This window comes from Polaromonas sp. (genome assembly GCF_012927485.1).
Lineage (GTDB): Bacteria > Pseudomonadota > Gammaproteobacteria > Burkholderiales > Burkholderiaceae_C > Polaromonas.
This window is the reverse complement of the sequence record NZ_JABBPC010000005.1, coordinates 127584-138693: the sequence shown is the minus strand read 5'-3', so window position 1 is coordinate 138693 and position 11110 is coordinate 127584. Positions and strand designations below refer to the sequence as shown.

The following is an 11110-nucleotide window of genomic DNA, read 5'->3' as shown; positions in this document are numbered from 1 at the left end:
GCTTAGCGCGGTCGGCGAAGAAATGCCAGGGCGCGCCGAGCCCGATCGGCCAAGCGCTGTCGCGATTTCCTATGACGCTAAAAACAAGGCACCGGTCGTGGTGGCTAAAGGCTACGGTGCGGTTGCGGACTCTATTGTTGAGCGTGCACGCGAGAGTGGCCTGTATGTGCACGCCTCGCCGGATCTGGTGAAGCTGCTGATGAATGTTGATCTGGATGCACAGATTCCGCCGCAGTTGTACGTTGCCGTCGCCGAGGTTCTGGCTTGGTTGTATCAACTTGAAGCAGACCCAGGCAAATTGGAAGATTAAGTAAAAATATTATTTGTCAATTTATTTATTGTAATTTTAGTGATTTACGTCAAATAAATCCGATTTAAATAGAAGAAAAATAATACAAACGTCGATAATTTGTAAAAATATATGAAATATGATAAAAATGGAACATCTGGATTTCGGCGGTGCGCACCGCCCAATCCTCGGGCCTTCGTAAGGGCTGGAGTGTGATGGTTGCCTCGTCCTTACAAGCAAGTTATTTGAAAATTTAGGGGCGCATTGTGATTGAGACGGGCACTGCTAACGAGATTGGTGATTTGAATTTGGCTTATTTGCTGCTGGTGCAGCGGCTGGTGAGAGAGGATGTTGCAACTGCAATGTTTCGTTTGGGTTTGAGCAGGGAACTGGCCGATTTGCTGGGGAATTTGTCGCTTTCACAAATTGTGAAACTGGCAAATTCGAGCCTTCTTTTGTGCCGTTTCCGGTTTGATGACTATCCAACCCTATCGGCGCTGACGCATGACGGGAAGAATTTGGCATTGCAACAGGCGCATGCCGCTATCCTTCTCTCTGGACAGCAAATTGAGATGGTCAGATGACGTTGCACAAGGCGTACCACGCCGAGAGGGTCCAATTCCCTTGCTTTTTTTGCAGTGGGGATTTTCATGCCGGGTAAGAGCGTCATTCGTGAAGCAAGAGAAATCCATCTCGCGATTGACTTGATCAAACTGGGCGCGCGATTGCAGTTCCTGGAAGCGGAAACTCACTTGAGTCGAGATCGTCTGATCAAACTTTACAAAGAAATCAGAGGCGTTTCGCCGCCCAAGGGCCTGTTGCCTTTTTCCACCGACTGGTTCATGACCTGGTTGTCTAACATCCATTCGTCGATGTTCTACAACATCTACCGGTTTATGGTGACCCACGGGGGATGCACTCGGATTGATGCCGTCATTAAAAGCTATCGGCTTTATTTGGAGCAGGTCCAGCGGCAAGGCGGTGAACCGATTCTTGACTTTACACGGGCATGGACGCTGGTGCGTTTCTTTGACGGCGACATGTTGCAGTTGAGTACCTGTACTCGTTGCTCGGGGCAGTTCGTTGCGCACGCACACGATCCACAAAGCAACTATGTGTGTGTTTTATGTCGACCCCCCTCTCGCGCCGGTAAGATTCGCAAGATCAAATCCGATGTGTCAGAAGTTCCTAGCGCCATTAAAGGAAACAGCCGTGTGATTTCGCCATCGCAGTGGTTAGCGGATGTGATGAATGGCTCTCGTGGTTGACGGCCAGCCGGACAGTCCGAAGGTTTGTTCTCTTAGGCGTTTTTCAGAGCGAGAGCATAGTGCTGATAATTGTTGGTTATTTGATTTTGATGGTGTCGGTATTTGGCGGATATGCGTTGATGGGCGGAAACTTCGGCGCGCTCTATCAACCGCTCGAATTACTGATGATTGGCGGCGCTGCATTGGGCGCGTTTATCTCCAGCAACGATGGCAAGACCATACGCGCCACGGCTAAGGAGCTGCCAAAACTGTTTCGCAATGCGAAAAAACACGACAAGGCGCTCTACTTGGAACTCCTCGCTTTGTTGTACGTCCTGCTGGCGAAAGGCCGCAAGGACGGGATGATGACGCTGGAGTCAGACGTCGAAGATCCGCAGAACAGTCCCTTGTTTGCGCCGTACCCGATCATTTTGAGTGATGCCCCGGTCATGGAGTTTATGACCGACTATCTGCGCCTGATCGTCAGTGGCAACACGGATGCGTTCGAAATTGAGCAATTGATGGATCACGAGCTGGAAACCTACAAACACGAGGCTGAAGTGCCTGCCCACGCGCTTGCCAGGGTGGGTGATGCGCTGCCGGCCCTGGGCATTGTCGCTGCCGTCTTGGGTGTCGTGCATGCATTGGCCTCTGCCGATTTGCCGCCTGCAGTTATGGGCCAGCTGATTGCTCACGCGATGGTTGGTACCTTCCTCGGTGTATTGCTGGCATACGGTTTTGTCTCGCCGCTGGCAACGGTGATTGAGCACAAGGTGGCTGAGTCCTTTAAGGTCTACCAGTGCGTTCAGGTGACTCTGATGGCGAGCTTGAACGGCTACGCGCCACAGTTGGCTGTGGAATTCGGTCGAAAAATTCTGGTGTCGACCGAACGCCCTTCGTTTGGTGAGCTCGAGGGCCGGGTCCGTGAAGTTAAGAAACGTTGAAGTCTCAAAAATTGATTTGCCATGACCGAAGCTTCACACCGGATCATCATCAAACGCCCTGTCATCGCAACAGCGCATCATGGCGGTGCCTGGAAGATCGCTTACGCCGATTTCATGACCGCCATGATGGCTTTCTTTCTGGTCATGTGGTTGTTGGGAATATCCTCGCCAAAACAGTTGGCCGGCATTGCGGAGCAATTCAAAATGCCCCTCAAAGCAGCGATCGCGGGTGGTCCCGCAAGCGGTAACAGCAGCACCGTGATTCCCGGTGGCGGCGCGGACCCGACTCGTGCGGCGGGCGATGTCAAGCAATCTGAGACCGAAAGCGACACTGATTCGAATGACAATAAGAGCCTGGGCAGCCTGAAACAGCGGCTGGACAACATGATCGAATCCAGTCCCGTTCTCAAACAGTTCCGCCCTCAGCTGCTAATAGACATCACGCCAGAGGGCTTACGGATTCAGATCGTTGACAGTAGCAATCGGCCCATGTTCGACCGCTCCAGTGCGATTGTGGTGTCTTACATGCGCACCATCTTGCGTGAGATTGGCCCGGTGCTCAACGCCCAACCCAACAAAATCACCTTGTCTGGACATACCGATGCAACGCTGTATATGCAGGGCGACAAGTCGTACAGCAATTGGGAACTGTCCGCTGACAGAGCGAATGCGTCGCGACGTGAATTGATTGCTGGCGGCATGGAGGATAAAAAAGTGTTGCGGGTTATGGGCGTCGCGTCCAGTATGAACTTGAACCAGGACGACCCGTATGCCGCGACGAATCGCCGCATCAGCATCGTCGTTCTCAATCACCGTGCGCAAGCGGAGATAGAAAGTTCTAATGCTGCCAATCCGGCTAATGCCGGCGTCAAGTCGGCCCATGCACGGCAGGCCACCATCGGGCAATCGCCTGCAAATTTGTCAGGCACGCCGCTCTGATGTCTGATTCTGTGAAGATTAAAACTATTTTGGTGGTGGACGACTCGGCTGTGATGCGGCAAATGATCTCCACTGTTCTCGAAGCGGCCGGCTACCGAGTGCTGTTGGCAGATGACGGAGGCACCGCTCTGGAACAAGTGCGTAAAACAGCGGTCGATTTAGTGTTGACCGACTGGATCATGATGCCCATGGACGGCGGCGAGTTGACGCGTCAATTGCGGCTGCTGACCGATTATTCAGAGGTACCTATCCTGGTGTTGAGCACGGTGAGTAGCGATGAGAGTAAAGCTGAGGCAAAAACAGCGGGTGCCAACGGCTGGATTGCCAAGCCCATCAAGCCCGCAACCTTGCTGGGTGTAGTCGGCAGTCTAATAAATAGGGTGTAGACCTGTGCCTCTGATGTAACGCCATTCATCCAGCTTGGCATGCCGTGTCGCCGCCCGGAAGAGCAATAGCGCACCCTGGTCCACAGAAGCAAACTGCGTCAAGTGGGCGAGAGATGTGGTGAACAGTACCCCAACGAGAGAGTAATACGAGATGGACATTAAGCAGTTTTATCAAGCATTTTTTGAAGAAGCCGATGAGTTGTTGGCAGAGATGGAGAAACTGCTTTTGGGCCTCGATCTGCAGGCACCAGACAGTGAGCAGCTGAATGCGATATTTCGAGCTGCGCATTCAATCAAGGGTGGTGCGGCTACCTTTGGTTTTCTCGCACTGACGACCACCACGCATCTGCTTGAAAATTTGCTGGATCGGGCGCGTCATGGCGAATTGAAGTTAACCGTAAAAATGATGGATAGCTTTTTGGAAACCAAAGATGTGTTGCAAAAACAAATCAACGCTCATCGGGAGGGCGAAGAACCAGAGCCTGAGGAGTTCGCGCGAATTTGCGCGGTATTGCGACAACTGGCATTGGAAGCTGACGGTGGCGTTTCCGTTGGGGGCGTTGTCGCGTCGGTTGTAGCACCGCAGATCGTCACTTCCGTGGCCCAGCTTGAACCGCCATCGATGTCCGCCCCCACTGCGGTATCGGGGTCCGCGCTGAAAGTACATTTTTCCAAAGTGTCCGAAAGCGACCGAAAACTGCTGAGCGAAGAATTGGGAATTTTGGGCAAGGTGATCGCGCAAACCCAAACCGATGACAGCCTCACCCTGTGGTTGGAAACTAGCTGTGATGCCAATGACATTATTGCTGTGAGCTGTTTCATTGTCGAAGTCGATCAGATTGAAATCACCACCGAGTCGATGCCTACTCCCGATACACCATCGAAAAAACTGAGTTCATCGCCACCGGCGAATCTGCTTGCCTCCACCGTGATTTCTGCGCCCATAGCCGCAACGACTCCCGTCGCATCTGCCGCGGTGGCGGTCGCTGGAAACAGCAAAGAATCCAGTTCAATCAGGGTGGATGTTGAAAAGGTGGACCAGATCATCAACCTGGTTGGGGAGCTGGTAATTACCCAATCGATGCTGACGCAAACCGCATCCGCGCTGGATCCTGTGCTGCACGAGCGCTTGCTGAGCGGCATGGGCCATCTCGAACGCAATGCCCGCGATTTGCAGGAATCGGTCATGTCGATCCGGATGATGCCGATGGACTATGTATTTAGCCGCTTCCCGCGCTTGATACGCGACCTGTCGGCCAAGCTCGGCAAACAGGTTCAGCTGGTGACTGTCGGCAAGGACACCGAGCTGGATAAAAGCTTGATCGAGCGCATCATCGATCCGATCACCCACTTGGTGCGCAACAGTCTCGACCACGGTATCGAGAGTCCGGAGCAGCGTACGGCCGCTGGCAAGGATCCGGTGGGTCGACTGACGCTTTCAGCGCGGCACCAGGGCGGCAGCATCGTCATCGAAGTCAAGGACGACGGCGCAGGCTTGCCCCGAGACAGAATTTTGGCCAAGGCGATCCAGCAAGGAATGGCAGTTAGCGAAACGATCTCTGATGACGAGCTTTGGCAGCTGATTTTTGCGCCGGGATTTTCCACTGCAGAAATTGTTACCGACGTCTCGGGCCGAGGGGTTGGCATGGATGTGGTGAAACGCAATATTTATGAAATGGGCGGTCATGTTGACATCGCTTCCATTCGAGGCAAGGGCACCACGATCAAAATCGTGCTACCGCTGACGCTGGCCATCCTGAATGGTATGTCGGTCAAGGTGGGTGAGGAGGTTTACATTTTGCCTTTGAACTACGTCATCGAATCCTTGCAGCCGCTTGCCAAGGATATTCATTCAATCAACACTGATGAACAGCTGATGCACGTGCGAGGCGAATATCTTGCGTTGGTGGAACTGCATAAATTTTTTAACATTGCCGATGCCGTGTCCAATCCAACTCAGGCCATCGCGGTGATTGTGCAGGCCGAAGGTGCTCGTTTTGCGCTGCTGGTTGACCAGTTGCTTGGGCAGCACCAGGTGGTGGTAAAAAATCTTGAAACCAATTATCGAAAAGTGCCTGGAATTTCTGCGGCGACGATTCTGGGCGATGGCAATGTGGCTCTGATTATTGATGTGGCCGCAATGCAGCGAACGAATCGGGAGAAAGCCGCCGCGCTGATTTAGGCGTCGGGCAGGTTCCGGCAACAACCGGAGTGCCTACCCTGACACATTTTGCAAGGGGCTGCAGTAAATAGCCCGGCGCGGAATAAGCCGCTGTATTTTTATCCGCCTGAAACAGCCGCCATCGATGGCAAAAACCAAGATGCCTTTCGAGGTTGTCCGTGACCTCGTACGCCCACGGGGTGCGACCCACGGCACCGATGCTCAAGGGGCCTGAAAACCTTCGGCTCGATAAGTCAGCACCAGCGTATCGCGGAAGCCTTTGCCCGGGTGGTCGTGTGCCGGAAGGAGCGGCGTTGTCTCGTGAATTACCCGCGCGTCGTCCAGCAGTAAGGCGGTCAACGGCTCCTGCATCAGAAAGCGCATGCCGTTCGGGCCGTGGGCGTCAAATACCCGGGTTTCGCCCCCCTTGACGCCTTGACGCGCCACCAGCAGTACCACCACAAAGTTCACACCGTCGCGGTGGGCACCCTCCGGTGTGGGGCGGCCTACGCCTCCGGTGGTGTCGATACGGAACTGGTGGGCTTCGATGTACCAGCGTGGCACCGCCTGAACCTGTGCAAACAGATTTCCCAGGTGGTTCAGCAAGTCGACCCAGGCCTGTGCCTGTGCCACGGCAGGTTCTACGGGGTCAAACCAGCGCTCGAAACCGCCATGCAGCGCGTTATATTCGGTCGGCTGCCAATGTGCGCGGTGCGGCGTTTGGGTCAACGTCCCGCTCGGCAACTCCTGAATAAAACAGGCATGCCGGCGTCTCCGGTAATGCCCGCCATCCCTTAGATGGGCGTCGGGTGGTAGCCGGTTCCAGGAGTCAGTCAACGGGTTCCAGTCCTGCGTCCACTGGGGATTCGGGAGCTGCAGGCTGGTCGTTAGATCAGCGGGCAGTAGCAGACTTAGACCATCCTGGCGAAGCGCCTGAGCGGCTGGTTTTTGAGCGGTTGCAATGTTGAACATAGCGACTATTTTGCTTGACTCTGAAAGCGCTCAGATGGCATTCTTGCGAGTTCGGGAAGTGGGCTAAAAAAAGGTGCGAACTCCCTTACACTGACCGATCAATCGCCGACGCACAATGGGGGCGGTATTTACTCAGAGGAGACCACGATGCTGTACAAATTCAAATCAAAAGATGCTGGCAATGTAATCATGCTGGAGCCCAATGGGCGTCGGGTTCTTGAAATCATTGGCAAGGACGCGGGCCCTCAAGGCATCATCCTGCCCGAACAGATGCCTGCCGCTATCAAGGCGCTCGAGGTCGCCATCGCGCTTGAGGAATCAGGCGACCAGGAGGCGGGCGTTGCATCCGTCGAGGGCCTGGGCTTGCGCCAGCGTGCAATGCCTTTCATCGACATGCTCCAGCGCAACTACAAGTCGGGCCATGAGGTGGTCTGGGGCGTGTAGTCTTGGGTTAGTTGGGGGGAAGCGCCGCCAAACGCGGCAAATCAGCTTCAAAACGATCCGTCGCATTTTCCAGATTTCCTGGGGTTGAGCCACTTCTCAGCTCTGGTTGGAATCTCCTTATTTGTAGCTTCTGGCGTCCTCGATCACTTTTCCGTCGTTGGGGAGACTTCCCGGGACCAGTATCTGTACCGTGCCGCGTAGTTTTGTGACATCGCGGATGACCTCACTGATTCGCTGGTCAAGCCCCGCCTGGTCGGAAACTGTTTCCACCTGAAAAGTCATACTGTCATTGGCCATTTCACCGCTGACCACCAGCCGGGCCTTGATCACTTCGGGGAAGCGTCGGGCGATGGCTGCCACCTGCCCCGGATGCACAAACATCCCGCGCACCTTGACGGTCTGGTCTGCACGGCCCATCCAGCCTTTTATACGCGCATTGGTCCGCCCGGTTGGGCAGCTGCCGGGCAATATTGCCGACAGGTCGCCCGTGCCAAAGCGAATCAGGGGGTAGTCAGGATTCAGGGTGGTCACCACGAGCTCACCCACTTCGCCCGCGCTAACGGGATCGCCGGTGCCCGGGCGAACAATTTCAACGATCACGCCTTCATCGAGTACCAGTCCTTCGCGGGCTTCGGTTTCATAGGCAATCAGGCCCAGATCGGCGGACGCGTAACACTGGTAGCCGGCAATGCCACGCTCGGCCAGCCAGTCGCGCAGACTGTGGGGGAAAGCTTCGGCCGACACCAAGGCTCTTGTCACAGTGGGCAACGCCACCTTCATTTCGGCGGCTTTCTCCACAATAATTTTCAGAAAGCTGGGCGTGCCGATATAACCGGCGGGTTGCAGCTCTGCCATGGCGCGCACCTGCTGCTCAGTTTGCCCGGTCCCGCCGGGAAACACCGTGCAACCCAGCGCATGCGCACCGGTTTCCATCATGGATCCGGCGGGCACGAAGTGGTAGCTGAAGCTGTTGTGAATCAGCTGACCCGGCCTGAATCCCGCGGCATAAAGCGCCCGGGCCATGCGCCAATAGTCCTTTCGCGTCCCTTCCGGTTCGTAAATGGTGCCGGGGCTGGCGAACACGCGTGGCATGTTGATGCCATAAGCGAGCGCGCTGAAGCCTCCGAATACGTCACCGCGATTTCCCGGATCCGCTTGGCGTGCAGCTTGCTGACGCTCCAGTAATTCATGCTTGCGGGTAACGGGCAGACGTGCAAGACCAGCGCGGGAATTGATTCCGGGGCCGTCAACCCCTTTGAGGATGCCGGAAAAAGCGCGGGAGTAGTTCTGTGCGTGGGCAATTTGTTGCGGAAGCGCTACCATCAGAGCGGCTTCGCGCTCGGCGGGCGAACGAGTTTCAAGCGTGTCAAAAAATTTCGTCATAGCGGTGCTTTCAAAGCCACTTAAGCTAACCAGCGCTTGCGGCGCTTGTAGCTTTTCACATCCTTGAAGCTCTTGCGTTCGCCGCCGCCTACCCCTAGGTAAAACTCTTTCACGTCTTCGTTGTTGGCCAAATCGGTCGCAGCGCCATCCATGACCACGCGGCCGCTTTCCATGATGTAGCCGTAATCGGCATACTTCAGTGCCATATTGGTGTTTTGTTCGGCGATCAGGAAGGTCACTTTCTCTTTCTGATTGAGGTCTTTCACGATGTTGAAAACCTCTTCGACAATCTGCGGCGCCAGGCCCATTGAGGGCTCATCCAGAAGCACCATTGAGGGATTGGCCATCAACGCGCGTCCGATAGCGCACATCTGCTGTTCACCGCCTGAGGTGTACGCCGCCTGCGAGGTGCGGCGGGTCTTCAGGCGTGGAAAATAGGTGTAGACCTTTTCCAGGTTGGCGCTGACCTCGCCTTTGCTTTTGCGCGTGTAGGCACCGGTGAGCAGGTTCTCTTCAATGGTCAGATGGGCGAAACAATGCCGCCCTTCCATCACTTGCACCACCCCGCGCAGCACCAGGTCGGCGGGCGACAGGTTTTCAATCCGCTCCCCGCGCAGTTCGATGGAGCCTTTGGTAACCTCGCCGCGTTCACCTTCCAATAAGTTGGAGACCGCGCGCAGTGTGGTTGTTTTTCCGGCACCGTTACCGCCCAGGAGGGTGACGATCCGGCCTTGCGGAACTCGCAGCGAAACGCCTTTTAGAACCAGAATCACGTGGTTATAAATAACTTCTATACCGTTGACTTCAAGCAGCGCGCTGTCTGCTTTTGAGGTTGAAGGTGTCGCAGTTTCGACAGACGTGCTTAAAGAAATCGGCATCGTGGGCTCCTTGGCCGCAAGGGCATTATTTCGCTTCGCTCCGCCCTACAGTGAACTGCAAGACGCCATACCGCACCGGGCTAACCCGTGCTGGCCCTGTCAAGCTTTTTAGGGTATGACAGGGCTCGCCTGGTTTCAGCAAGCGCGGGGTTTGAGGTTCTTTTCCTTGGCGTACTTGTCCGCCATTTCTTTGACCAGCGGATCAATGATGGTCTTGTCGGATTGGTACCAAGTCGGCTGGATGTCCCACTTGGAACCATTCCACTGAACGATTCGCGCCCAGTCCGAGCCCATGTGGTTGGCGCAAGACGTTTTCACCGGACGCATGATTTCACCAAAGCCAAGCGCCTTAAGCCGGGCGGCGGTCAAGTCAAGGTTTTCGTAACCCCAGCGAACCTGCTCAGAGGTGAGGGTTTTGCCTTTTCCATATTTTTCTTGTGCTGCGCGAATGGCCTCGACTTGCAGCATGGAGATCATCATGCCCCGCGTGTGGGCCAGAACGCCGACCTCGCCGAAGCTCGACGCCGTTCCTTGATTTTTATCGTAAACATATTTCTTCAGGTCGTCATGTACCTTGTCTTTGGCCGCACTGTTGTGGATGGTGATGGCGTTATAGCCTTTGGCTCCCATGCCAATATCTTTCACGTCATGGTCTGATCCTGCCCACCAGATGGCGTAGATTTTTTCCCGTGGATAGCCGCTGGCTTGCGCTTCGCGGATGCCCGCTGGGGTCATGACACCGGCACTCCAGAACAAGACATAGTCAGGCTTTTGCTGGCGAATCTGAAGCCATGTTGATTTTTGCTCTACGCCCGGAGGCGTGACGGGAAAGAGCGACAACTGAAAGCCGTCTAGTGCGGCCCGCTTCTGGAGCAACAGGATAGGCTCCTTGCCGTACGGGGAGTCGTGGTAAACCAGCGCGATTTTTTTACCTTTGAGGCTACCTTTCTCTTTCTTGAGAATGTCCTGGATCATCACATCCGCAGCGGTCCAGTAAGTTCCCAGCAGCGGAAAGTTCCACTCGAACACGTTGCCGTCAACCGATTGAGAGAGCCCGTAGCCCATGGTCTCCACGCTGACTTTGTCGGCAAAGGCTTTATCGGTCACGGCGAACGTAATGCCGGTGGACTGCGGATCAAAACCGGAGGCGCCCGTGCCTTTGTTTTTCAAGCGCTCATAGCATTCAACGCCCTTTGCGGCATCGTAGGCAGTCTCACACTCTTCATACGTGAGCTTGACGCCATTCACGCCACCATCGCGCGCGTTGATCAATTTCAAATAATCCTGTTTGCCGTCAGCCCAGGGGATACCCAATGGCGCAAACTGTCCGGTGCGGTAGACCAGCAACGGAATGAACTGCTCGGCGGCCTGAGCCTGAGCCGGGGGCGTACTGATCAGGCTGGCGAGGCCCGTTGCCACCACAGCTGCGGTGAACGCCAAAGTCTTTAGTTTCATGTTTTTCTCCGG

The 11110-nt window shown here is 55.1% G+C and carries 12 protein-coding genes; 8 read left to right on the top strand and 4 right to left on the bottom strand.

Annotation, left to right across the window (positions count from 1 at the left end; all coding sequences use genetic code 11):
• The first annotated feature begins 22 nt into the window (after positions 1 to 22).
• The 7 genes from HHJ16_RS01915 (at position 23) to cheA (ending at position 5987) form a co-directional block, all read left to right on the top strand.
• The gene (locus HHJ16_RS01915) at positions 23 to 310 is read left to right on the top strand and encodes an EscU/YscU/HrcU family type III secretion system export apparatus switch protein (protein ID WP_293640213.1); all 288 of its coding nucleotides are present in this window, start codon (positions 23 to 25) and stop codon (positions 308 to 310) included.
• A 248-nt stretch (positions 311 to 558) separates the two neighbouring features.
• Entirely contained in the window at positions 559 to 873 is a 315-nt protein-coding gene (flhD, locus tag HHJ16_RS01910; RefSeq protein WP_293640211.1) for a flagellar transcriptional regulator FlhD, read from the top strand.
• A 66-nt stretch (positions 874 to 939) separates the two neighbouring features.
• Positions 940 to 1557 carry a flagellar transcriptional regulator FlhC gene (flhC, locus tag HHJ16_RS01905; RefSeq protein ID WP_293640201.1) on the top strand — a complete coding sequence of 206 codons (618 nt, stop codon included), beginning with the start codon at positions 940 to 942 and terminating at the stop codon, positions 1555 to 1557.
• Positions 1558 to 1616: 59 nt separating this feature from the next.
• Complete coding sequence (gene motA / locus HHJ16_RS01900) at positions 1617 to 2480, top strand: flagellar motor stator protein MotA (RefSeq protein ID WP_293640200.1); 864 nt, start codon at positions 1617 to 1619, stop codon at positions 2478 to 2480.
• Between the two features lie 21 nt (positions 2481 to 2501).
• Positions 2502 to 3419: a flagellar motor protein MotB gene (gene motB / locus HHJ16_RS01895; RefSeq protein ID WP_293640199.1), complete on the top strand. Its 918-nt coding sequence runs from the start codon at positions 2502 to 2504 to the stop codon at positions 3417 to 3419.
• Positions 3419 to 3805, top strand: coding sequence for a response regulator (locus HHJ16_RS01890; protein WP_293640198.1), 387 nt, complete (start codon positions 3419 to 3421; stop codon positions 3803 to 3805). The genes motB and HHJ16_RS01890 overlap by 1 nt, the downstream gene beginning before the upstream one ends.
• Before the next feature lie 151 nt (positions 3806 to 3956).
• Entirely contained in the window at positions 3957 to 5987 is a 2031-nt protein-coding gene (gene cheA / locus HHJ16_RS01885; RefSeq protein WP_293640197.1) for a chemotaxis protein CheA, read from the top strand.
• A 201-nt stretch (positions 5988 to 6188) separates the two neighbouring features.
• Here cheA and HHJ16_RS01880 read toward each other — a convergent pair whose 3' ends face one another.
• Positions 6189 to 6938: a 2OG-Fe dioxygenase family protein gene (locus HHJ16_RS01880; protein ID WP_293640196.1), complete on the bottom strand. Its 750-nt coding sequence runs from the start codon at positions 6936 to 6938 to the stop codon at positions 6189 to 6191.
• A gap of 147 nt (positions 6939 to 7085) precedes the next feature.
• Here HHJ16_RS01880 and HHJ16_RS01875 point away from each other — a divergent pair, with 147 nt between their 5' ends.
• Complete coding sequence (locus tag HHJ16_RS01875; RefSeq protein WP_293640195.1) at positions 7086 to 7382, top strand: DUF1840 domain-containing protein; 297 nt, start codon at positions 7086 to 7088, stop codon at positions 7380 to 7382.
• 117 nt (positions 7383 to 7499) lie between these two features.
• Here HHJ16_RS01875 and HHJ16_RS01870 read toward each other — a convergent pair whose 3' ends face one another.
• From HHJ16_RS01870 to HHJ16_RS01860, 3 genes are all read right to left on the bottom strand, one after another.
• Positions 7500 to 8765 carry an AMP-binding protein gene (locus HHJ16_RS01870; RefSeq protein WP_293640194.1) on the bottom strand — a complete coding sequence of 422 codons (1266 nt, stop codon included), beginning with the start codon at positions 8763 to 8765 and terminating at the stop codon, positions 7500 to 7502.
• Between the two features lie 20 nt (positions 8766 to 8785).
• Positions 8786 to 9643, bottom strand: a complete 858-nt coding sequence (locus HHJ16_RS01865; protein ID WP_293640192.1) for an ABC transporter ATP-binding protein — start codon at positions 9641 to 9643, stop codon at positions 8786 to 8788.
• Between the two features lie 135 nt (positions 9644 to 9778).
• The gene (locus tag HHJ16_RS01860) at positions 9779 to 11098 is read right to left on the bottom strand and encodes an ABC transporter substrate-binding protein (protein WP_293640191.1); all 1320 of its coding nucleotides are present in this window, start codon (positions 11096 to 11098) and stop codon (positions 9779 to 9781) included.
• Positions 11099 to 11110 lie beyond the last annotated feature (12 nt).

What these genes read in the sequence shown, in the direction of transcription:
- HHJ16_RS01915 (WP_293640213.1), top strand. Translation starts at nt 23, where the DNA reads ATGCCAGGGCGCGCCGAGCCCGATCGGCCAAGCGCTGTCGCGATTTCC.
- flhC (WP_293640201.1), top strand. Translation starts at nt 940, where the DNA reads ATGCCGGGTAAGAGCGTCATTCGTGAAGCAAGAGAAATCCATCTCGCG.
- motB (WP_293640199.1), top strand. Translation starts at nt 2,502, where the DNA reads ATGACCGAAGCTTCACACCGGATCATCATCAAACGCCCTGTCATCGCA.
- HHJ16_RS01890 (WP_293640198.1), top strand. Translation starts at nt 3,419, where the DNA reads ATGTCTGATTCTGTGAAGATTAAAACTATTTTGGTGGTGGACGACTCG.
- cheA (WP_293640197.1), top strand. Translation starts at nt 3,957, where the DNA reads ATGGACATTAAGCAGTTTTATCAAGCATTTTTTGAAGAAGCCGATGAG.
- HHJ16_RS01880 (WP_293640196.1), bottom strand. Translation starts at nt 6,938, where the DNA reads ATGTTCAACATTGCAACCGCTCAAAAACCAGCCGCTCAGGCGCTTCGC.
- HHJ16_RS01875 (WP_293640195.1), top strand. Translation starts at nt 7,086, where the DNA reads ATGCTGTACAAATTCAAATCAAAAGATGCTGGCAATGTAATCATGCTG.
- HHJ16_RS01870 (WP_293640194.1), bottom strand. Translation starts at nt 8,765, where the DNA reads ATGACGAAATTTTTTGACACGCTTGAAACTCGTTCGCCCGCCGAGCGC.
- HHJ16_RS01865 (WP_293640192.1), bottom strand. Translation starts at nt 9,643, where the DNA reads ATGCCGATTTCTTTAAGCACGTCTGTCGAAACTGCGACACCTTCAACC.
- HHJ16_RS01860 (WP_293640191.1), bottom strand. Translation starts at nt 11,098, where the DNA reads ATGAAACTAAAGACTTTGGCGTTCACCGCAGCTGTGGTGGCAACGGGC.